The following is a 20,926-nucleotide window of genomic DNA, read 5'->3' as shown; positions in this document are numbered from 1 at the left end:
GCCAAATGCGCTCACAGCAGGTCCTCGGCCAGCCGGGTAGCGCCGACGAGCAGGTAGCCGCCGGTCAACGCGACCAGGGCGGCCGCGGTCGGACGCGGGACGTCACTGCGCAGCAGGCGAATCCCGCCATGCGCGGTGTCGAGGAAGTCCACCATCAGCGCGAGACGCTGCCAGCGCGGCAGCTCTTCGGGCGGCGCGGTCAGGTATCCGAGCCCCAGCGCGATCGCCCGCGCGCCGAATATCCGGCTCATGTAATCGAGTTCGGGTGTGGGGCGCACGCCCAGCGCCTCGGCCAGCCTCGCCGGGCCCACGAGGGCGGCCGCCCCCAGCACGACTCGGCCGAGCGCCAGTCCGCGCAACGCACCGGCCAGTGGAGATCGGGTTTGCCGCATGCTGTCGGTCACCATGTGTCGAGCCTGACCGATGACACCCGCCGGGTCGATTACCTGCGAGGTAATCGACCACTGGTTGAAGAACCAGAATCCATGCGGGCTGGGCTGCGGATCGTTGTGGCGCTGCTCGGGCACAGGGTTGCGCCCCCGGTCGTCATGGCCCGGCGCCGCGCTCGCGACACCCGCGCCGTTGCCGACCGCCGCCAGGGCGATGCTTCCGGCGACCTCGTCACCGATGCATGGGACTTCCACCGGTCGGTGTACGGCGACTGATCGACCAGCAGAACGATGCGCTTGTCCCGGTTGCCGAGCGACCTCGGCCGCTCGCCCGGCAGCGGTGTGATCAGAGAATGAGCAGAATCAGCGCCTTCTGCAAGGTGTCCATGATGCGGCCGATGGTGATCGCGATTTCGACGGTGCCCATGACAGGCCCCTTTCCTGGGACATGGCAAATCCTCGACACCTCAATTCAAGCGCGTGCGAGAGGGATTCGGAAGCGAACGCCGGAGCTCGAATGGTTCATGCGCTCGAGGCGCAGCGGTAGGACGGCACTCGGGAAGGGTTGATCCACGACACCTGTCTCTTCGAATCATTCGTGTCGCGACGCCGGTCGGGGCCGCGGGAGTGGATCATCGCATCACGCCCACGTTTCGAGCAGCTGTCAGGAGCACATGTGTCGTCGTCGCAACCGTTGGCCTGGAGTGAATCGCACGACCGTTTCCAGCATTCGGCGGGCGCGGTGGGGCTGGCCGCGGCGATGCTGGGCAGGCTCGGTCGAGTCCCCGCCGATCACGCGGCGGTGCACGCGCGGCTCGCGATACTGGCAGACAGCACCGTGTGCGCACCGCTGGACAGCCCTGCGGCGACCGACCGGTGTCGCCTCGGCAGTGCCCTGCACAGCGTCGTCGTCCACCTCCGGACGGTGGCCGAGCGTGCGCACCGGCACGGCGTGACGACGCTCGCGGACGAAATCGTCGAAGTCATCGGCATCGTCGAGGAGTGCGGGCGGGGCACGGCTCGATCGTTCGCGACAACGACCGATGCCACCTGGCCCGCGCGCTATCGCGCCGAGATCTCGCGACTGGCCGACGACGCCGACGACGCTTTCCGCCGCCTGTTCGCACGGTGGTACTTCGACACCGACGACCTCGCGACGGTGGCCGGGATGCGGGAGGTGGGCGACGAATTGGAGAACGTGGTGCGAGCATTCGAGTCGGTCGCCGACGCTGTGACGGCGATGGCCGCGCAGCCGCGCGGCGAGCTACCCCGGTGACGGTCGGTGGACGCTACATTCCCACCACATCGATGATCGGCGCCGGATAGTCCGCCGGGTCGACCTGCGCGCGCCACGGTCGGTGGATGCGCGCACCGGGCAGGTGCGCCAGCTCGGGCACCCAGCGCCGCACGTACGCGCCGTCGGGGTCGTAGCGCTCGGCTTGACGCAACGGATTGAGCACCCGGTTCGGCCTGGTGTCGGTCCCCGTGCCCGCGACCCACTGCCAGTTGAGCTGGTTGTTCGCCAAGTCGCCGTCCACCAGCCAGCGCAGGAAGTGCTCCGCACCCACCCGCCAGTCCACGCGCAGCGACTTGGTCAGGAAGCTGGCCGTGATCAGTCGCGCCCGGTTGTGCATCCAACCCTCCGCGCGCAGCTGCCGCATCCCGGCGTCCACGATCGGGTGGCCCGTGCGTCCCTCCCGCCACGCCTCGACCGCCTGGTGGTCCTCCCGCCAGCGGATCGAGCGGTCGCGGTAGTCCCTCCAGGCCGCGGACGGGCGGGCGGCCAGCAGCTGGTGGTGGAAGTCGCGCCAGGCCAGCTGCCGGGCGAAGGCGTGCCCGCCCGCGGTGGCCGTGTCCACCCGCTGCACCAGCTCCACCGGGGACACGCAGCCGAAATGCAGATACGGCGACAGCCGGGAGGTGGCGTCGGCGGCGAGGTCGTCGTTGTCGCGGTCGTAGTGCTCGATCGGTCCGGCAAGCCAGTCGCGCATGATCCGGCGGCCCGTGGTCTCCCCGCCGACGGCCAGCCGCGGCGAGGTCGGGCCCGCGCACAGTTCGCCCGGGTCCGGCAGCGGCAGGCTCGACACCTGCGGCACCGTGAGGTCGCGCGGCTTGCCGAGCGGACGGCGCTGCGATGCGTCGGACCAGCGCCGGAAATACGGGCTGAATATCGCGAAGTGGTCGCGGCCGGTGGCGGGCCGTAGTGTCTCCGGATCGGCGGCGGTGATGGTGGCGGCATGCAAATGCAGCAGACAGCCTCGGCGTGACAGACGTTCGCGCAGCGCGCGCGCCCGATGACGGCTGTAGCCGCTGACGTCGGCGGCTACGTGCACGCTTTCGGCGTGCACCTGGGCGACGACGCGGTCCACCTCCGCGGCCACCTCACCCCGGCGCAGGATCAAACCGCCGCCGGCGGCGCGCAATTCGTCGTCCAACTCGGCGAGGGCCGCGCACAGGAACCGGGCACGGTTGGGCGCGGCGAATCCGCCGGAGAGGATGGCGTCGTCGAGCACGAACAGCGGCACCACCGCGCCTTCTCGGTGGGCCGCGGTCAGCACCGGATTGTCCCGCACCCGGAGGTCACGAGTGAACAGAGCGATCGTGACGGTCATCGGACACGCTCCCGCCGGGCGGCATGGATGTTCATCGTCGAGCCTCCCGGTACGGCGGTCGTGCTCGGCGGTCGTGAGGGCCGCGCCGGAGCGGCATCGGGCGGCTCAGCCATACCGCCGACGACGCGATCCTCGCGAGCGCCGAGCAACCTTGCTCACCCCGTGCAGAGCGGCACGATGCGCGAGTCACCGCCGGTGGTCGGCGAGGTCAGGTACAGGCACGGGTTCTGGCCCGCCGCCGTGATCGCCGCGCGCACCTGCTGCCAGGTACCCGCGTCCAGGGAGGCGGCGCGCGCCAGGACGAATCCCGATACCCGGCTCGGGTCGGTGACCACTGCCCACGAGTAGTCCGGACCGAGCGCGGTGACGATGTAGTTGGTCGGGCCCTCCAAGCCCTCCTGGGTCGGCACGCTGGGGAAGCTGACGTGCAACTGTGCCCCGGTCTCCCGATCGTTGACCACCGCGGTGCCGTTGATCTCGTTGCGGGTGTTCGCCCACGTCGTGCAGGTGTTGCGTACCGCGATGTTGCCTTGCGGATCGAGGGAGTAGTTCGCCTGGGTGTCGCGCGCGCAGGCCAGGTTGAAGTACTGCGGGACGGCGGCGAGCTGACGCCACGTGCCCAGATACCGGTCCAGCTCGAGGCGCGGTACCGGCGCGGGTCCGGCGGCCGGACCTGGCGCCGCGGTGGCGCCTCCGGCCATCAGAGCCGTCGCCGACAGCGCCGACACCGCCCCGGCGAGCAGGCGGGACGACGTACGCAGCAGATTGCGACGGTGCACGCTAACTCCTCGAAAATCGGCGATGCGAACAACCTTAGCATAATAACGATGCATAATTGATGCAACGGCCATTTGTCAGGAGAGCTCATGACGCGGACGACGGTGCCCCGTCTCGTCGGCATCGCGACCGCCGGACGGGGCTTCCGCCTGCCCTCGTCCGGCTCGGGTTGGGCGGCGGGACGGACGACACAACCGCCCGCGCTACGGCACTCATGGCCGGATGGCACGAGCACGCTCCGACGCCTGCATCCGCCTCCGCACCCGATGCTTTCCGGCTGTCGGTCGCAGCCCGCCTCGGCTCGGATCTCGGTGGCACCGTGACGCTCGAGCACGCCTTCGCCGGACAACCGCAGCGCGCCAAGGACATCGCGGTCGGGGTCGACTCGACCGCCGCGACCCCCGCCCACGCGCGGCCGGGATGACGCCGTGCCACGACCGCGCGGCCTCGCCGTAGAACGCAACCACCCGGGCGGGACGGATCCCCCACGGGGCGGCGGGCAGAATAGGGCGATGCCCGCCGGTTCCGTCCCCGTGTCCGACGCGGCCGGATACACGGTGCGCGCGGTCGCCGAACGCCTCGGCATCCCGACCGCGACGCTGCGCAGCTGGAATCGCCGCTACGACATCGGCCCCCCGCAACATCGCCCGGGTAAGCACCGCCTGTACACCGAAGCCGACATCGCCACGCTCGAGCGGATGCTGACCCTCATCCGCGCGGGAGCGAGCCCTGCGGGGGCGGCCGCGGCGGTACGCGGGCCGGCGCCGACGCTCGGCAGGCGCGAATCGCTGCTGGCCGCGGCCTTCGCGCTGGACACCACCTCGGTGTCGAGCCAGCTCGAAGCGCACGTCCGCGCGTTCGGGGTGGTGGACACGTGGGACCTGCTGTGCCGTCCCGCTTTCGCCGACATCGTCGATCGGCAGCTCGGCGGCGAGGGCTGCATCGATGTCGAGCACTTGCTGTCCTGGTGCGTCATCTCGGTGCTGCACCGGACGAACCCGCCGCCCGTGCTCGGCGGTACGACACCGGTGGTGCTCGCCTGCACCAGCGGAGAGACGCATTCGCTGCCGTTGGAGGTGCTGCGGGCGGCTCTCGCCGAACGCGGCGCCGGAGCGCGGATGCTCGGCGCCGACGTGCCCGCCGCCGCACTCGCCGACACCCTCGCCCGGTTCGACCGCCCCGCCGCCGTGCTGCTGTGGTCGCAGCAGGAGTCCACCGCGTTGACCTCCGCGGTGCGCGCCTGTCTCGGCGCGGGCGCCCGGGTGCTGGTCGGCGGCCCGGGATGGGAGGCGGTCTTCCTCCCCGACGGCGTGGAGCGAGTCGACAGCCTGCGCGACGCCGCCGACCGGCTCGCCTGACACGCACCCCCGCTGCGGCGGAGACCGCCGTCGGCAGTTCCAGCGCCGAGGAGCGCGCCCCGGTGCTCACCCGCGTGGCCCAGCTGATCGAACAGCGCTCCCCGACCTGCTCGCGCTACGGGCTCCGCGCCGCACTCGTCCTGACCACCACCGAAAGCACTCTTATATTGATGCACCTTCGACTCACACCGATTCGAGTCTCGCCGCTGGCGCAGCTGCGCCGCGTGAGTGCGCAATTGTCGAGCACACCCATAATGAACGACAGATGTAAGCCCAGGCGCTCGCCTGGAGCGACACTGCCTCGTCTTGCGACTCGCAGCGTGCGATGACGACGTTTCGCACTGTCGGGTGGCGCCGATGACGAAAAGCGCTTCGACGCGGGCCTACGCCGGAATTCGACGTCAGCCGGATACCGCTCCTCGACCGGAAAGGTCAGGTCGCCGACTTGCCGAGCAGATGCCGCAGCGCCGGTTCCAGGGTCGGCGTACGGAATCGGTGACCGGCCGCTGCCAGCCGCGCGGGAACGACGCGCTGACTCGCGGAGGCCAGTTCCCGGTTGCCTTCACTGCCGAGCAGCAGCGCGGGACCGAACCCGGGTACCCGCAACAGTGCGGGCCGGTGCAGCACTCCGGCGAGGACCTCGGTGTACTCGGTATTGCGAACCGGTTGCGGGGCAACGGCATTGATCGCTCCGGACATCGCGGTGTCCCACAGCGCCCGGTGATAGACATCGATCAGGTCGTCGATGCCGATCCACGACAGCCACTGGCGGCCGTCGCCGATGCGTCCGCCCAGCGCGGCCGCGAACAGCGGGCGCAACAGCCGCAGCGTGCCGCCGCGCGGGGACTGCACGATCCCGGTGCGCACGCGCACCACCCGCACACCCGATTCGGCGGCGGGGACCGTGGCCGCCTCCCACCCGTCGACCACATCGGCGAGGAAGCCGTCACCGCGCGTCGACTGCTCGGTCAACGTCTCGTCGCCGCGATCGGAGCCGTAGTAGCCGATCGCGGAAGCGCTCACGAAGACCGGTACCGCCGCCCGCACCGCCACCTCGGCGAGTTTCCGGGTCGGCCCGATCCGGCTGTCGGCGACGGCGCGCTTGTGTCCCTCGGTGAAGCGGCCCGCGATGGACGCTCCGGCCAGATGCACCACCGCGTCGACGCCGTCCAGCAGATCCGGCGCGGGATCAGCGGTGTCCCATTGTCTTTCGTCCGCGGCCCGCGGTGCGTGCCGGACCAGCCGCACCACGCGATGCCCTCCGGTGGTCAGGAACGCGGCCAGCGCCGAGCCGACCAGCCCGGACGCTCCGCTCACCGCGACCGTCCTGCTCAGGAAACCTTCCCGCGCCGCACGCGCGTGAGCCGCGAGATCGTCGGCGAGCTGCCGGTGGCGGTAGGCGAACATGGGGCGCAGCACCGTGGCGGGGACCGGCGCGTCCACCCGGTCCACCACCCGCGTGCGGGTCTCGTCGACGACCTCGAAATCGTGGGTGTGCCGCCACGGCAGCAGTCCGGCGGGCAGCGAGCCGACTCCATCGATGGTGACCGCGTCGACGAACCGGCGCGGCGGGTCGTATTCCCGGGGATCGTGCCGGGCCACCCACCGCAGACCACCGGGCAGTCCGAGCACCGCCTGCCCATCGGAGAGCGAGTCCGACTCCGCGCGCGGCGACACCGGTTGCCAGGGCGGCGCCAGGCGGGTCAGCGCGCCGGGGCGAGCGTGCCAGGCGAACACCTCGGAACGGGGTAGATCGATGACGCTCGCATAGTCGATGCCCATCACCCGACTGTAGCCCGAAATGAACCCATTGCACCGTTTCCGCATCATTGATTGGTACACAAACTTCGAAGTACCAGGAACTGCCCAATGACCATTTCATCCGATGCAGCGTTTTGGCTCGAACTGCGCCGCACTCGACACGCGGACGAGGAGGCGCGACGGCCGAATTAGAACTTGTTCTACCATGTGTCGAGTCCGGCTCGCGTCAACGGAGGTTCTGCCATGCCGCTGGATCCCTCGGCCGCAGCGTTGCTCGCGGTCGTCGAGGCCTCACCGCGCGCGGTCGCGGCGCACAACAAGTCGGCGTGGGTCGGCTTGTTCGCCGACGGTGCCGAGGTCAACGACCCGGTGGGCTCCCGCCCGCACGTCGGCCGCGCCGCCATCGAACGCTTCTACGACACCTTCATCGGGCCGAACACCATCGCCTTCCGGGTCGACCGCGACCTGGTCCACCCGCCGACGGTGCTGCGCGACCTGACCATCGTCACCACCATGTCGACCGGCGCCACCGTGCTCGTCCCGATGCATCTGCGCTATCGGCTGGTCGAGGAGGACGGGGCTTGGAAGATCGCCCATCTGGCCGCGCATTGGGAGTTGGCGAGCATGATCTGGCAACTGCTGCGCACCGGCGTGCCCGGGTTCGCCGCGGCGCTGAAGCTCGGACCGCAACTGATCGCCAACCAGGGCGTCGGCGGGATGCTCGGCATGTTGCAGGCGCTCGGCGGCGTGGGGCGCGGTGGAAAACGCACCACCACAGAGCTTCTCGCGGCCGCGGCGGGCACCGATCTGAGCCGCGTGCGCGAGTTGCTCGGCCACCGGGCCGACATCGAATTGCCCGCGGGCACGGCGGTATCGGTGGAGGAATTCACGAATCGAGCGCGGAACATGCGCTGGAGCAAGGTGATCGCCGCGGGTCGCACCGTCACGGCGAGTGTCCGGCTCGGCGCGGTACACGGGGTCGCGGTCGTGGAGCTCGCCACCGGCGGCGACAGCATCGCGGCGCTGCGGTTCTATCTCGACGCCGACTGACGCGGCGGATCATTCCTGCCGTGCGCCGCACCGGCGCCGTGATCGGGAACCTCTTCGTTCCGGACTCACCGCCGGTGACCGGGCTGAACCCGCCCTGGGAAGGCCACCGCACGGCTTTCCGAGCACGCGACGCCCCGGGCCGATCCGTGCCCAAGCCCGGACCGGCCGGTAGCCGAGGGGCGTCGAGGCGTCCGGCTACCGGTCACCGTGGAACCCGGAAACAGTCGGCACGATCAGGACGCGAGCTGACCGGCGCGTTCCACGGCGCGGCCGGGGACCGGATCTTGGACGCGCTCGGAGACCGGCGTGGCATGCTCCGTCCAGCCGGGCGGGCCGAAGACGTACCCGAGCCGCCCGCGCCAACTACTCGCGCCGCGCACGTCGCGGATCAGCGCGGCCAGTTCGTGATAGTTGACCTTCAACGGGTTGTCGGTGCCGATGTTCTTGGTGAGGCCGTAGCGGACCGGTTCGGATTCGGCGGCGAAACTGCCGAACATGCGATCCCAGATGATGAGGATCCCGCCGTAGTTCTTGTCGATGTAGGGCTGGTTCGAGCCGTGGTGGACCCGGTGGTGCGACGGTGTGTTGAACAGGAACTCGATCGGGCGCGGTAGCGCCTTCACACGCTGGGTGTGGATCGGGAACTGGTAGAGCAAGCCGATGCCCTGCAACAGGAAGATCATCCACGCCGGGAATCCCAGCAGCGCCGCGGGCACCCATGCCAGTCCGCGCAGGACGCTGGGGATCGGATGCAGCCAGGACAGACGGATCGCCGTGGAGAGGTTGAAGTACTCGCTGGAGTGATGCACGTTGTGCGCGGTCCACATCAGCCGGACGCGGTGGTCGGCGCGATGCGCCCAGTAGTAGCACAGGTCCGTGACGACCAGGCCGAGCACCCAGACCCACCACGACCGTGGCGACAAGTGCAGTGGCGTGATCGCCGCCGCGCCCACCACCGCCGAGAACGGCACCAGGTACTGCAGCAGCGGCTTCGTCAGCCTGCCCACCGTGAACGTCACCACGTTGGAGGCGGTGTCACGGGCCGATCCACTGTGCTCCGGCCGGTCGGGATCGCGCCGGTAGGCGATCCACTCCACCAGCATCAGCACCGCGAACGCGGGAATGGCGTAGCTCAGCAACTCCACACGGCCCATGAGTCCTCCTCCACGTCTGCCGTCGGCCTTCGACGCTACGGCCGCGCGGGCGCCGGCACATCGCGCCGACGAGGGATCGCGCGTCCCCCGCGCGGGGGACGCGCACGGCTCGATTCGCGGGCACAGTGAGCTGTCGACATCCACGGCGTGGCCGGACGCGCTCGCTAGGATCGCCCACGGAACTCGACGCTGGACCGGACGGAGGCGGTGGCGAACTGTTGGATGTGAGCAGGTCGCTTGCCCGGCAATCGGTGGTGGTGGCCGTGGCGGCGGCTCTCATCGACGCGGTCGTGCTCGGGCTGGGCGGCGTGTTCGCCGTCGACCCGTGGCGGACGACCGCCGCGATCATCGCGATCGTGGCCGCCGACCTGGCCTTGGCCGCGCCGCCCCGGACTGCCGGGGTGGTGGCGGTGGCGCAGGTCCTGGTGCGGCTGCCGGCCGTATTCCTGCTGCATCGGCACGGGTTCCCGGTGCGGATCGCCGACGTGGGCTTCCTCGTGGCCGGATACCGCGCGGGGGCGTGGCTGACCGGACCGAAATCCGTGCTGACGATGCTGCTGCTGTGTGGCGGTATCGCCACTGGCCACCTGCTCACCGGCAGCAACGCCGCGCAGGATTGGCGGCTGCTGGTCGCCTCCACGGTGGCCGCCGGCTGCGTGCCGTGGCTCGTCGGCCGCTATACGGCCGCGCGCGGCGCCTACATCGCCGACCTCGAGCAACGGGCCCGGCTGCGCAGGCAGGAGCATCGGGCCGCACTGGAACGCGCGGTGACCGAGGAGCGGGAGGCGATCGCGCGGGACCTGCACGACGTGATCTCCCATCACGTCAGCGCGATCGGCATCCACGCCGGTGCGGCGCGGCTGGCCCTGGGCGGCACGGCGAACGCGGCCGCCGCCCGATCGCTTTCGGCCGTGGAGTCCAGTAGCCGGGCGGCGATGGTCGATCTGCGCCGCCAGCTCGATCTGTTGCACGGGCGCGAGGACGACGGACAGCGCCAGCCGGGACTCGCCGACATCGACGGACTGATCGAGCACGTCCGAGCGGCCGGACTCGAGGTCGAGGTGAACGCGCGCGGAGTGGCGGTGGAACTGCCGGACTCGCTGAACATCACCCTGTACCGCATCGTGCAGGAGATGCTGACCAACGCGCTGCGGCACGGGGACGGCGCGCACGCGCGACTGGACGTGGAGTACCTGCCGAAGCGAGTGGTACTGCGCGCGACCAATCCCCTCGCCCGCGAACCGGCCACCGCCGACACCTCGGTCCGGCGCGGACTCGACGGCATTCGCCGCCGCGCCGAGCTGTTCGACGGCGAACTGGACTACGGCCGCTCCGCCACCCATTGGCACACCACGGTGTCGGTGCCGATCGGAGGATCGTGAATTGCCCATCCGCGTCCTGATCGCCGACGATCACAGCATGTTCCGCTCCGGTCTGCGCGCCGTCGTGGACAGCCAGGTCGATCTGGACTGCGTCGCCGAGGTGAGCGACGGTCGCGCCGCGATCGCCGAGACCGCACGGCTACGACCGGATGTCGCGATTCTCGACGTCCGGATGCCGAAGCTGGACGGGCTGGCCGCCACCGCCGCGATCGTGGCGGCGGGCGGAACGCACGTCCTGGTGCTCACCACCTACGACAGCGACGCCAACCTGTACCGCGCGTTACAAGCAGGCGCGAGCGGGTTCCTGCTGAAGAACCTGCCGCCGGAAGAACTGGTCGCCGCCATCCGGATCGCGGCGCGCGGTGACGCGTTGATCGACCCATCCATGACCCGCCGTCTGGTCTCCCGCTTCGCGAGCACGCTGACCCCGCCCCACACGCCACCGGAAGTCCGGCAACTCACCGCCCGCGAGCTGGAGGTGTTGTTACTGCTGGCCGACGCGCGCAGCAATGCCGAGATCGCCGCGCGGCTCGGCGTCGGCGAGGAGACGGTGAAGACGCACGTCTCCCGCATCCTCGCCAAACTCGGCGTCCGGGACCGAATCCACGCCGTCGTCTACGCCCACCAGCACGGCCTGGTCACGCCCGGATCGGCCCGCTCGGACTGAACCGCCGAGGCGCGGGCACCACGGGCCATGTGCCGTGGGCCGCGACCTGTGCCGCGAATCGCGCCGGTGCCCGTTCGACGGGCTGCGGCGTCCTTGTTCCCGGCATGGTCGACCGAGCACGTGTTCCGCCGGGCGCGGCACCGCGCCGGCGATGGCGGTGACGTGACCGATCGCGCTCGGGGCAGGACAACCCGGCGGAGCGGCTCACCACACCGCTCCGCCGGATCGGCTCAGGACCGGTGAGCAGGTCGACTCAGGAACCGGTCGGCGGTTCGACTCAGGAACCGGTCGGCGGTTCGACTCAGGAACCGGTCGGCGGTTCGACTCAGGAACCGGTCGGCGGTTCGCCGACGGTGGTCGTGGGGTCGATGATGCCGAAGACCTCACCCTGCGGGGCTTGGACGATGCCCATGCGGCCGAAGGGGCTGTCGTCGGGCCCGGACAGGACGGCTGCGCCGAGATCGCGCGCTTTCGCGAGCGCGTTGTCGGCGTCGTCGACCTGGAACCAGGCCAGCCAATACGACGGGTTGTCGCCCGGCATCTTCGTCGAGTCGTTGACGCCGCCGACGGCGTCGCCGTCCTGGGTGCGGCTGAAGGTGGAGTAGATGAAGTGCTCCCCGTCACCGATCTCGGTGTAGTGCCAGCCGAACACGTCGGCGTAGAACTCCTGTGCCTGCTTGTAGTCGCTGGTGTGCAGTTCGTTCCAGCAGTAGGCGCCGTGCTCGTTGTAGATGCCCGCCCCGGCATGCGCTTTGGCCTCCCAGATCCCGAAGACCGCGCCGGTGGGGTCGGCAGCGACGAACATGCGGCCGACGTCGAGCACGTCGAACGGTTCCATCATCAGCGAACCGCCCGCGCTGTTGATCTTCTGCGCGACGGCGTCGGCGCTGTCGGCCGCGATATAGGTGGTCCACACCGACGGCATCGGCATGCCTTCCGGCTTGGGTCCGATGCCCGCGGCCGCGCGGCCCGCGCGCATCGCCATCAGATATCCGCCCGCCTCGGGCGAACTGTCCTCGATCTCCCAGCCGAAGAGTGCGCTATAGAACTCGCGGGCGCGCGCCGGGTCGTCGACCTGGCAGTCGACCCAGCACGGTGTTCCCTGCGGCCAGCTTCCGTCATGAGTGGGCATTGCGGGTGCCTCCTGACACGGGTTGCCGAGGTGCGGCCGGGACAGCCGACACACGGCTAGTCAACCACCAGCATTCCGTCTTGTGAGCCGATTCGACCGACCGCGCCGATCGAGTCGGCGAGCCCGGGATCCAGGCGAAAGACCCCCTATACAGATCAGTCCCCGGTAGTCTTCGTCGAAACCGTGAGCGTCAGTCGTCGCTGACGACTCCGGTGTTTCGACTGGCTTGCCGGGGGCCTAGCCGGTTCTTGGATCGGTGTCTTCACTGCCTACCGACGTCTCGGCTGACAGCGCGCTCACCGATCCGGTGTTCCGGTGTAATACCTAGTCTCCTCCACTTTTCGCTCGAGTCAATAGCTCCGCACCGCTGAGTCCGGAGCGGATTCCGGCGCGCTCACCGCGCCCCAGGCATCCTTCAGCAAATCGATCTTGGCGTGTAACCTTGGCAGCCTGACCATGTGATAGTGACTGGGGTCACACCCCGTCGTCCGACTACACTCGCCTGCCCGATCACCGGGCCTGCCGTCCCGTTGGAGTCCCCATGGCGCTCGTTGGCTCTCGCACTCGGCCTGGCGAGGGCGCACGCGCGCACACCCTCCGCAACCGCGCTGCCGTGGACACCGGATCCGTCACTACGGAGACATCATGAGCACACCGAATCGATTCGACGAGTTGCAGCATCGCGTCGCGGACCTCGCACCGGTGTTGCGCGACCCGCTCGACTCACCATACGAGATCTCCAACGAGTTGTTCGCCGCACTCAGGCACGTGCTGCACGACGTGGGCGGCCAGCCCGATATCCCGGTCGAGTATCGCGAGAAGGAGGAACAGCCCTGGGAGATGAGCACCTACGTCACGTGTGAATGCCTCGGCTGGCGTGGCGTCTGGAACTCCGAGGAACGCCGGCGCGCGGAGAACGACCTCGGTGCGACGCTGTATTACGGTCTGCCCTACTACGCGCGCTGGGTGACAGTCGCGGCGAAGACCTTGGTCGTCAAGGGATTGATCACCCCCGACGAATTGTCGGCCAAGCTGGACGAAGTACGCGCACGGATGGAGGCGCGCGCATGACCAGGAAGTACCGGATCGGCGACCGCGTCCGGGTCCGTTCGGCCACGTCGATGTTCCACACCCGCACGCAGGCCTACACCCGCGGGCACACCGGCGTCGTCGTCGAGTACCGGCCGGAGTGGATCATCCCGGAGGACGAAGCATGGGGGCGCGAGGACGGGCGCGTGGAGCCGTTCTACGTGGTGCGGTTCCGTCAGCAGGAGTTGTGGCCCAAATACACCGGCTTCGACGTCGACACCCTGGAGACGGAAGTCTCCGAGCGCTGGCTCGAGCCCGCAGAGGAGGATGACCGGTGAGCCGGACCCACGATCACGACGCGCACGCGCCGATCCAGGCGAGCGAGGAGATCAGCGAATTCGAAGTGCTCGAGACGGCGGTGCGTGAACTCGCCATCGAGAAGGGGCTCTTCTCCGCCGAAGACCACCGCAGGTTCACCGAGTGGGCCGAATCGGTGGGTCCGCACGGTGGATCGAGACTGGTCGCGAAGGCGTGGACGGACCCCGACTTCAAGGCGCGCCTGCTCGCCGACGGCACCGAGACGTGCAAAGAGGTCGGCATCGACTGGCGTGACCCGACCGGATCCGGGACCCCGAGCGACTACACCTACTTCTACGTGCTGGAGAACACGCCGCAGGTGCACAACGTCATCGTGTGCACGCTGTGCTCGTGCTACCCGCGACCGGTTCTCGGGATGTCCCCGGACTGGTACCGCACCCCCAATTACCGTCGTCGCCTGGTCCGGTGGCCCCGCGAGGTGCTCGCCGAGTTCGGCTTGCACTTCCCGCCCGACGTCGAGATCCGGGTGCACGATTCGAATCAGAAGTCCCGGTTCATGGTGCTGCCGATGCGCCCCGAGGGCACCGAGGGCTGGACCGAGGAGCAACTGGCCGCCATCGTCACCCGGGACACGATGATCGGCGTGGCGCTGCCCCAGGTCGACTGGACCGCGCAGCACGCACCGAGCAGAGTCGAGTCCGCCGCGAGGAAGGAGGGACACCGGTGACGAGTGGCCCGTACGAAGTCCTGCTGAAAACGCTGGATCCGCGGGTGCGGCGGGAGAGCACGCTGCCCGAACTCGACCGCAGACCCGACCCCTGGGAATCCAGCATGCAGGCCACGTGCGAATGCCTGTCCTGGCGCGGCGCTCTGGACAACCTGGAACGCCGCCATGCCGAGGACGCGCTCGGCGAGACGATCTATCAGGACTTTCCGGTCCGCACCCGCCCGGTCGTCGTCACGGCGCACACGTTGCTGGATCGCGGCGTGATCACCTCGGAGGAACTGCGCGCTCGCATGGACGCCGTTCGTGAGCGGTTCCACCGACAGTAGAAGTCCACCGACACCGCCCGGCCGCTGTCGAGCCGGAAGCCGCATACAGACGAAAACGGCCCGGAACCTCTTGGTTCCGGGCCGTTTCCCTTGTAGCGGGGACAGGATTTGAACCTGCGACCTCTGGGTTATGAGCCCAGCGAGCTACCGAGCTGCTCCACCCCGCGTCGGTGAACACAACATTACACACGGGTTCGCTCACACTGCAAATCGCCAGCTCATCAGCGGTTTCCAGCAGTTGAACAGCCAGCGGAGCCGACAAGGCGAACGGGCGGCGGACACCCGAATCGAGCGATATCCGTGTCACACCGCGCACATCAGTATTGCCGCGGCGCAGGCCTTCAAACGTGATGTATTTCACTATATCGTGGTGATATCGCTCACATAACGATGGGATAACTTAGCGCAGAATCCGCGTGTTGATGCCGTTATCCACCTGGTAAAACGCTGATATTCGGGTTATTCGTTTCACACAATTCCAGCGTTATCCAGATGTGATCTGCTGAGATTTCTTCGTTACCGTCAGGCCACGGCCCGGATCAACCGAGACGGGCTCGAACTCGAACCGCCGAACACCGGCAACCCTGTCCCGCGGTTCGAGGATCCCCGACGACCTGGGGACAGGGACACGGCGCAGCTCCATCGCCGTGCCGGCGGGCGCAGGGAGGGAAACGACCATGACTGAGAACCGGAAGATCAGCACCCGCGCCCTCGGCCTCGCCGCCATCACCGGCGCTCTTGTTGCCGTCCCGTTCGCATTCTCCACCGCTTCGGCCTCCGCGGCGACCCACGACTGGGACGGCGTCGCACAGTGCGAAAGCGGTGGCAACTGGGGAATCAACACCGGAAACGGCTACTACGGCGGCCTGCAGTTCTCGCAGAGCACCTGGGCCGCCAACGGTGGCAAGGGCTACGCCCACACCGCGAGCAAGGAAGAGCAGATCCGCGTGGCGGAGAACGTGCTCGCCACCCAGGGCGCCGGCGCGTGGCCGTCGTGTGGCAAGTTCCTGCGCCCGGGCACCTCCGAGCCCGAGCCGCTCGTGCGGGCCGAGGAACTCCCCGCCGTTCCCGAGCCCGCCCAGCCCGCCGTGAGCGCCGCGCAGTCCGCGGTCGACCAGGCCAAGTCCACCGCGGTCGAGCTGGCCGAGCAGTACGGCGTCGAAGGGCAGTTCCAGCAGATCCTGAGCCAGAACAGCGCACTGATCGACTCGTTCGGTCGCTGACGCGTCCTGCACCGCAGATACCGAAGGGCCGCCATCGCGACGATGGCGGCCCTTCGGTATTTCGCGCCTATTCGAACGACGGCTTCATTCAGCGTTCCGCGTCATTCAGCGTCCCGCGTCATTCAGCGACCCGCGTCCTGATATGCCTTGACGGCGGCTTCCAACTCGTCGAGCGCCCGGCCGAAGTCCTGGAAGTTTCCGCTGCGCATGGCATTTCGCACATTCTCGATCTTCCGGTTGAGTTCGGCGGCCGCGGCGTCCTTGCCGGAAGCCGATCCCGACGCGGGCGGCGGACCCGACGCGGGCGGCGGGGTCGCGGCGTTGCCGGGCCCGTTGTTGCCGCCCTGGTCCGCGGGCGGCGCGACGGTGCCGGGCTTCGGCCTGGTGCCGGAGTCACCGCCGAACGGCGTCGCCAGCGCGCCCGCACCCGGGATGACCTGGTTCAGCGCATCCGCCAGTGTCGAGGCATAACCTACCTTGACGTTGCCCGCTTCATCCCGGTAGCTCACCAGCACCCGCAGCAGCTGCGGGAAGGTGGCGGTGTTCGGCCCGGTGTTGCGTTCGTTGTAGAACGGCTCCACATAGAGGATGCCGCCGTCGGCGACCGGCAAGGTCAGCAGGTTGCCATATTTGATCTTGTTCGAATTCGACAGCAGCGTTTTCTCGCGCGATACCTCCGGCGCCGTCGTCATCCGGTTCTGCGTCTGCTGCGGACCCAATGTCTGTGTGTCCGTGGGCAATCGCCGGATCGTGAATTGTCCGTACCCGTCCGGGTCCGAGCGCACCGAGATATAGGCCGCCAGATACGGCCGGTTGTAACCGGTCATCGCGCTGGTCAAATTGAACGTGGGCCTGTTCGTTTTCGAATCACCCAGCAATACGTAATACGGCGGCTGGTCGGCGGTAGTGCCGCCCTCGGTGGTCGGATCGGCCGGAACCGACCAGAAAGCGTTGTTGGTGAAGAACTCTCGCGGATCGTCCACGTGGTACTTCGACAACATCTCACGCTGGACCTTGAACAGATCCTCCGGATAACGGAAGTGCGCCCGCAATTCCGGCGAGATCTCGCTCTCCGGCTTCACCGCGCCCGGGAACACCCCGCGCCACGCCTTCAGCACCGGATCCGCGGAGTCCACCTCGTAGAGGGTGACGGTGCCGTCGTACGCGTCGACCGTCGCCTTGACCGAGTTGCGGATGTAGCTGACCGACTTGCGCGGCAGCAGACGCCCGGTCTTCTTGTCGATGCTGTCCTCGACCGCACCCTCCAGCGAGGTGCTCTGCGCGTACGGGTAGTTGTCCAGCGTGGTGTACGCGTCCACGATCCAGACGATCCGTCCGCCGACCACCGCCGGGTAGGCGTTTCCGTCGGTGGTCAGCCACGGCGCGACCTTCTGTACCCGGTCGCGCGGGCTGCGGTTGAAGATGATCTTGGAATCGTCGTCGATGGCCGAGGAGAACAAGATGTTGCGCTCGGCGTACTTGGCCGCGAACGCGAGGCGGTTGATCCAGTTGCCGATCGGCACGCCGCCCTTGCCGGTGTAGGTGTACTGCGCGGTATCGGAGTCGTATTCCCGCGGACGCTGGCCGTCCATCGCGCCGACGATCGCGTAATCCGGATTCGACTGCGAGATCAGCTCGCCGAAGTACACCCGAGGCTGGTCGACCCTGATCCGCTGCCTGTCCGACGGGGTGAACAGGTCGCTCACCATGAAGATCGGATAGCCGCCGTCTCCGCTGCCGCCTACCGCGTTGGGATCCTCCGACGGCGGCTTGTTCACCCGGTTGGCGGGAGCGGCGACGAAGCCGTTTCCGTGGGTGTACACGGTGTGCCGGTTGATCCAGTCGGTCTGGTTGCCGCTCAGCGCCGCGGGCGAGAGCTCCCGGGCGGCGACGACGTAGTCCTGTACGTCACCGTCGAGGTTATAGCGGTCGATGTCCAGCGACTCCGGGAAACCGTAGAAGTTCTTCAGCTGGCGCAGCTGGGTGAAGGTGGGCGAGAGGATGTTCGGGTCGAGCAGCCTGGCATTGCCGATGGTCGCGGCGTCGACCGGGACATCGAGCGGGCTCTTGTTGCTCTCGCCCTTGTAGTCCTTGTATTCGATCCTGTCGTTGGTGATGCCGAACGCCTGCCTGGTCGCGGCGATGTTGCGTTCGATGTACTCGCTTTCCTTGTCCGCGGCGTTGGGACGCACGGAGAACTGTTCGACCACCAGCGGCCACACCGCGCCGACCAGGATCGAGGACAGCACCAGCAGCGCCGCGGCCATCGCGGGCACCCGCAGATCACGCAGCACGATCCCGGCGAAGAAGGCCAGCGCGCAGATCACCGCGATGGACAGCAGGATGAGCTTGGCGGGCAGCACCGCGTTGATGTCGGTGAACGAACCGCCGGTGAAGGTGGGCTCCTTGCGGCTGCTGGAGAGCAATTCGTACCGGTCGAACCAGTACGCGATCGCCTTGAGCAGGACGAACAGTCCGGCCAGCACCGCGAGCTGGACGCGGGCGGCGCGGGTCAGCGTGCCCTCGCGGCCGGTCAACCGCAGTCCGCCGAAGACGTAGTGGGTGACCAGGCTGGCGAAGAACGCGATGACCACCGCGACGAACAACCAGTTCAGCACCATCCGGTAGAAGGGCAGGTCGAAGGCGTAGAACCCCACGTCGAGACCGAACTCCGGGTCCTTCTCACCGAAGGATCCACCGTTGAGGAACAGCTGCACCGTCACCCAGTTCGACTGCGCCACCAAGCCGGACAGCAGGCCCAGCAGCACCGGTATGCCGACGCCGAACAGCCGCAGCCTGCTCATCACAGTGGTGCGGTAGCGCGCGATCGGATCGTTCGGCCCCACCACCGGGATGAACACCGGCCGGGACCGGTAGGCCAGCAGCAGCGCCAGCCAGACCACCAAGCCGACGAAGGCCGCGACGGCGATGAACAGCAAGACCCGGGTCCGCAGCACCGTGAGATACACGTTGCGGAAATCGACCTCACCGAACCACAGCCAATTGGTGTAGGTGTCCGTCAGCCGCGGCCCGAGCAGCAGCAATGCCGCGAGCACGACAGCCGCCACCAGCAGCACACGGCTGCGTCGGGACAGCGAAGGTAAGCCAGTGGGGGGCCGCATGCCCACGATGCCACTCTCCAAGGTCCGGCGACGCTCGCACCGATACGCCCGGCCGATGCGCCGCAGTCCGATGTTGCGGGTGGTCCTTCCGGACCGTCCCGGCCCACTCTACGGAAATCGGACACCATGCAGCTGGCAGGGTTGCGCTTGCCGCGCCGGAGAACCGATCGTCCGGGTTTCCGGCTGGCCCGCTCGGCGGTTTGATTGGATGTTCGCGTGACTCCAGACCTGCACGCCGAACTCGTCCTTGCCCGCTCCGTCCGGGAGGTGGCGGAATTCGTCGATGCCGAGGGGTGGGGTCGTCCCCCACAGATGTTCGCCCTGGTGCCGACCGCCGACCTGGTCGCCGCGCAGCCGGAGCTGGAGGATCAGCTCGATGAGGGCGGCGAGCTGACGCCGGTCGCCCAGGAGGCCTTCCCCGACGACATCACCGGCGGCTCGATCGCCTTGGACGAATTCCTGGCCACCACCAGCTGGCCGCCTGCCGTCCGCGGTTGCGTGCTGGTGCAGGAGATCGTGGTGCTGCCACCGGACGCGGAGTCGACACTCGACGACGCGCTCGCCCCGCTGCTGGCCGACCACGAGGCCGCCGACGCGGCCGCGCGCGCCGCCGCCGAAGCGCATCCGCAGCGCCGGGAGGCGCGGTTGTTCGCCGCGGTGCTGCGTGAGGGCGCGTCACTGTGCCTGCTGCAACTGCGGCCCGAAGATGACGCCGACGATTTCGGCGAGCTGGACCTGCGCACCTATCCCAACCTCGCGCCGAATCTGGTCGAGGCGCTGCACCACACCCTGGAGTGAAGCCGGGCCAGGGCGATCTCACCCACAGCTCACCGGCTCCTTGCCGGTGTTGATCTCGTTCAGCGACTGCACCGCGCCGGTGAGGTTCTCGACCCGCACCAGCCGCAGCCCGTCCGGGATCCGCTGCTTGGCCTCGTTGCAGTTGGCGGCGGGGACCAGGAAGGTCTCCGCGCCCGCCTCGCGCGCGGCCATCATCTTGTACTGGATGCCGCCGATCGGGCCGACCTTGCCTTCCTGATCGATGGTCCCGGTGCCGGCCACGAACTTGCCGCCGTCCAGCTCGCCGGGGCTGAGCTTGTCGATCAAGGCCAGGCTGAACATCAGGCCCGCCGACGGCCCGCCGATGTCGGCGAGGTTGAAGGTGACCTGCATCGGCGGGCGTGCGCCCTCCCCTGGCGTCACGCCGAGGTAGCCCTTGGCGGGGTCGCCGGGGCGGGTACCGAGAACGATCGTCGCGGTCTGCTCGGCGCCGTCGCGCCGGTACACCACTGTCAGCGGGCTGCCGGGCGCCTGGGACGAGACCGCGGTGACGACCTCCTGAGGCGAGGTCATGGGCGTGCCGTTGACGCTGACCAGCTCGTCGCCGGCACGCAGTACGTCGTGGGCCGGCCCGTCGTCGGCGACCTTGCGCAGCAGCACGACCGTGGGCAGGTTCAGGTAGTGCAGTGCGGCGACCTCGGCGTTGCCCTCGGAGTCCTTGAAGTCCTGCTGGTTGGACTTGTCGATCTCCTCACGCGACACACCGGGCGGGTAGACCTCCGAGCGCGGCACCAGGCCGTGCTTGCCGCTGGCCCAGAAGCCGAACGCCTCGAACAGGCTCAGCCCGTCACGCACCGAGACGGTGGTCATATTGAGATTGCCCGTGGTCGGATCGACCTGGGTGCCCCGCACGTCGACGACTTCCTTGCCGTCGACCGTGCCGAGAGTGTTGAAGGTGGGACCGGGCCCGAGGGCGACGAACGGCACGGTCAGCACGCTGCCGACGACGCCGAGCACGAGCACCGGGATCAGGGCGGCCACCAAGGTGAGGATCCGACGATTCACCCGGACCACGATAATGACAGCCCGCCTCGCCGGGCGCCGGAGGCAGTCGTTTCGCCC

The 20,926-nt window shown here is 68.7% G+C and carries 20 protein-coding genes and 1 tRNA gene; 12 read left to right on the top strand and 9 right to left on the bottom strand.

What is annotated here, in order from left to right; genetic code table 11:
- Nucleotides 1-11 precede the first annotated feature (11 nt).
- Complete coding sequence (locus tag K8O92_15620) at nt 12-392, bottom strand: hypothetical protein (protein ID UAK35728.1); 381 nt, start codon at nt 390-392, stop codon at nt 12-14.
- Between the two features lie 673 nt (nt 393-1,065).
- On the opposite strand from K8O92_15620, the gene K8O92_15615 reads away from it, so the two are divergent.
- On the top strand, nt 1,066-1,665 hold the full coding sequence (locus tag K8O92_15615) for a hypothetical protein (protein UAK35120.1): 600 nt from the start codon (nt 1,066-1,068) through the stop codon (nt 1,663-1,665).
- Between the two features lie 13 nt (nt 1,666-1,678).
- Here K8O92_15615 and K8O92_15610 read toward each other — a convergent pair whose 3' ends face one another.
- The gene (locus K8O92_15610; GenBank protein UAK35119.1) at nt 1,679-3,001 is read right to left on the bottom strand and encodes a DNA photolyase family protein; all 1,323 of its coding nucleotides are present in this window, start codon (nt 2,999-3,001) and stop codon (nt 1,679-1,681) included.
- A gap of 155 nt (nt 3,002-3,156) precedes the next feature.
- Nucleotides 3,157-3,702, bottom strand: a complete 546-nt coding sequence (locus tag K8O92_15605) for a lipocalin family protein (protein ID UAK35727.1) — start codon at nt 3,700-3,702, stop codon at nt 3,157-3,159.
- A gap of 290 nt (nt 3,703-3,992) precedes the next feature.
- On the opposite strand from K8O92_15605, the gene K8O92_15600 reads away from it, so the two are divergent.
- Together K8O92_15600 and K8O92_15595 are read left to right on the top strand one after the other, a co-directional pair.
- A complete protein-coding gene (locus tag K8O92_15600; protein UAK35118.1) occupies nt 3,993-4,202 on the top strand; it encodes a hypothetical protein in 210 nt (69 codons plus the stop codon).
- Between the two features lie 88 nt (nt 4,203-4,290).
- Nucleotides 4,291-5,136 (top strand): MerR family transcriptional regulator, encoded by an 846-nt coding sequence (locus tag K8O92_15595; GenBank protein UAK35117.1) that lies wholly within the window; start codon nt 4,291-4,293, stop codon nt 5,134-5,136.
- 432 nt (nt 5,137-5,568) lie between these two features.
- Here K8O92_15595 and K8O92_15590 read toward each other — a convergent pair whose 3' ends face one another.
- Nucleotides 5,569-6,918 (bottom strand): TIGR01777 family oxidoreductase, encoded by a 1,350-nt coding sequence (locus K8O92_15590; GenBank protein ID UAK35116.1) that lies wholly within the window; start codon nt 6,916-6,918, stop codon nt 5,569-5,571.
- Nucleotides 6,919-7,140: 222 nt separating this feature from the next.
- Between K8O92_15590 and K8O92_15585 the strand changes: the two genes are divergently transcribed.
- Entirely contained in the window at nt 7,141-7,947 is an 807-nt protein-coding gene (locus K8O92_15585) for a nuclear transport factor 2 family protein (GenBank protein UAK35115.1), read from the top strand.
- Nucleotides 7,948-8,180: 233 nt separating this feature from the next.
- On the opposite strand, the gene K8O92_15580 is transcribed toward K8O92_15585, so the two are convergent.
- A complete protein-coding gene (locus K8O92_15580; GenBank protein UAK35114.1) occupies nt 8,181-9,101 on the bottom strand; it encodes a sterol desaturase family protein in 921 nt (306 codons plus the stop codon).
- A 215-nt stretch (nt 9,102-9,316) separates the two neighbouring features.
- Here K8O92_15580 and K8O92_15575 point away from each other — a divergent pair, with 215 nt between their 5' ends.
- Together K8O92_15575 and K8O92_15570 are read left to right on the top strand one after the other, a co-directional pair.
- Entirely contained in the window at nt 9,317-10,483 is a 1,167-nt protein-coding gene (locus K8O92_15575; protein UAK35726.1) for a histidine kinase, read from the top strand.
- Between the two features lies 1 nt (nt 10,484).
- Nucleotides 10,485-11,150 carry a response regulator transcription factor gene (locus tag K8O92_15570; GenBank protein ID UAK35113.1) on the top strand — a complete coding sequence of 222 codons (666 nt, stop codon included), beginning with the start codon at nt 10,485-10,487 and terminating at the stop codon, nt 11,148-11,150.
- A 325-nt stretch (nt 11,151-11,475) separates the two neighbouring features.
- Here K8O92_15570 and K8O92_15565 read toward each other — a convergent pair whose 3' ends face one another.
- The gene (locus K8O92_15565) at nt 11,476-12,282 is read right to left on the bottom strand and encodes a VOC family protein (GenBank protein UAK35112.1); all 807 of its coding nucleotides are present in this window, start codon (nt 12,280-12,282) and stop codon (nt 11,476-11,478) included.
- Nucleotides 12,283-12,927: 645 nt separating this feature from the next.
- Here K8O92_15565 and K8O92_15560 point away from each other — a divergent pair.
- The 4 genes from K8O92_15560 to K8O92_15545 are packed head-to-tail and all read left to right on the top strand — an operon-like array spanning nt 12,928 to nt 14,682.
- Nucleotides 12,928-13,353, top strand: a complete 426-nt coding sequence (locus tag K8O92_15560; GenBank protein UAK35111.1) for a nitrile hydratase subunit beta — start codon at nt 12,928-12,930, stop codon at nt 13,351-13,353.
- Complete coding sequence (locus tag K8O92_15555) at nt 13,350-13,649, top strand: nitrile hydratase subunit beta (GenBank protein UAK35110.1); 300 nt, start codon at nt 13,350-13,352, stop codon at nt 13,647-13,649. Before K8O92_15560 ends, K8O92_15555 begins: the two co-directional genes overlap by 4 nt.
- On the top strand, nt 13,646-14,356 hold the full coding sequence (scnC, locus tag K8O92_15550) for a thiocyanate hydrolase subunit gamma (protein UAK35109.1): 711 nt from the start codon (nt 13,646-13,648) through the stop codon (nt 14,354-14,356). Before K8O92_15555 ends, scnC begins: the two co-directional genes overlap by 4 nt.
- Nucleotides 14,353-14,682, top strand: a complete 330-nt coding sequence (locus K8O92_15545; GenBank protein ID UAK35108.1) for a nitrile hydratase subunit beta — start codon at nt 14,353-14,355, stop codon at nt 14,680-14,682. The genes scnC and K8O92_15545 overlap by 4 nt, the downstream gene beginning before the upstream one ends.
- Before the next feature lie 93 nt (nt 14,683-14,775).
- Here K8O92_15545 and K8O92_15540 read toward each other — a convergent pair.
- Nucleotides 14,776-14,849: transfer RNA gene (locus K8O92_15540), tRNA-Met, on the bottom strand.
- Nucleotides 14,850-15,359: 510 nt separating this feature from the next.
- On the opposite strand from K8O92_15540, the gene K8O92_15535 reads away from it, so the two are divergent.
- Nucleotides 15,360-15,905 (top strand): transglycosylase family protein, encoded by a 546-nt coding sequence (locus K8O92_15535; GenBank protein UAK35107.1) that lies wholly within the window; start codon nt 15,360-15,362, stop codon nt 15,903-15,905.
- Nucleotides 15,906-16,027: 122 nt separating this feature from the next.
- Here K8O92_15535 and K8O92_15530 read toward each other — a convergent pair whose 3' ends face one another.
- Nucleotides 16,028-19,033, bottom strand: coding sequence for a UPF0182 family protein (locus K8O92_15530; protein ID UAK35106.1), 3,006 nt, complete (start codon nt 19,031-19,033; stop codon nt 16,028-16,030).
- A gap of 210 nt (nt 19,034-19,243) precedes the next feature.
- Here K8O92_15530 and K8O92_15525 point away from each other — a divergent pair, with 210 nt between their 5' ends.
- Complete coding sequence (locus K8O92_15525; GenBank protein UAK35105.1) at nt 19,244-19,825, top strand: hypothetical protein; 582 nt, start codon at nt 19,244-19,246, stop codon at nt 19,823-19,825.
- 18 nt (nt 19,826-19,843) lie between these two features.
- Here the strand turns inward: K8O92_15525 and K8O92_15520 are convergent, their stop codons facing one another.
- Complete coding sequence (locus tag K8O92_15520; GenBank protein ID UAK35104.1) at nt 19,844-20,869, bottom strand: PDZ domain-containing protein; 1,026 nt, start codon at nt 20,867-20,869, stop codon at nt 19,844-19,846.
- Nucleotides 20,870-20,926 lie beyond the last annotated feature (57 nt).

The sequence above is a fragment of the Nocardia asteroides genome (assembly GCA_019930625.1).
GTDB classification, from domain to species: Bacteria; Actinomycetota; Actinomycetes; order Mycobacteriales; family Mycobacteriaceae; genus Nocardia; species Nocardia sputi.
Note: the sequence above shows the minus strand (reverse complement) of the source record. Positions and strands in the feature narration are given on the sequence as shown.

What these genes read in the sequence shown, in the direction of transcription:
- K8O92_15620 (UAK35728.1), bottom strand. Translation starts at nt 392, where the DNA reads ATGCGGCAAACCCGATCTCCACTGGCCGGTGCGTTGCGCGGACTGGCG.
- K8O92_15610 (UAK35119.1), bottom strand. Translation starts at nt 3,001, where the DNA reads ATGACCGTCACGATCGCTCTGTTCACTCGTGACCTCCGGGTGCGGGAC.
- K8O92_15605 (UAK35727.1), bottom strand. Translation starts at nt 3,702, where the DNA reads ATGGCCGGAGGCGCCACCGCGGCGCCAGGTCCGGCCGCCGGACCCGCG.
- K8O92_15600 (UAK35118.1), top strand. Translation starts at nt 3,993, where the DNA reads ATGGCCGGATGGCACGAGCACGCTCCGACGCCTGCATCCGCCTCCGCA.
- K8O92_15595 (UAK35117.1), top strand. Translation starts at nt 4,291, where the DNA reads ATGCCCGCCGGTTCCGTCCCCGTGTCCGACGCGGCCGGATACACGGTG.
- K8O92_15590 (UAK35116.1), bottom strand. Translation starts at nt 6,918, where the DNA reads ATGGGCATCGACTATGCGAGCGTCATCGATCTACCCCGTTCCGAGGTG.
- K8O92_15585 (UAK35115.1), top strand. Translation starts at nt 7,141, where the DNA reads ATGCCGCTGGATCCCTCGGCCGCAGCGTTGCTCGCGGTCGTCGAGGCC.
- K8O92_15580 (UAK35114.1), bottom strand. Translation starts at nt 9,101, where the DNA reads ATGGGCCGTGTGGAGTTGCTGAGCTACGCCATTCCCGCGTTCGCGGTG.
- K8O92_15565 (UAK35112.1), bottom strand. Translation starts at nt 12,282, where the DNA reads ATGCCCACTCATGACGGAAGCTGGCCGCAGGGAACACCGTGCTGGGTC.
- K8O92_15560 (UAK35111.1), top strand. Translation starts at nt 12,928, where the DNA reads ATGAGCACACCGAATCGATTCGACGAGTTGCAGCATCGCGTCGCGGAC.
- K8O92_15555 (UAK35110.1), top strand. Translation starts at nt 13,350, where the DNA reads ATGACCAGGAAGTACCGGATCGGCGACCGCGTCCGGGTCCGTTCGGCC.
- K8O92_15535 (UAK35107.1), top strand. Translation starts at nt 15,360, where the DNA reads ATGACTGAGAACCGGAAGATCAGCACCCGCGCCCTCGGCCTCGCCGCC.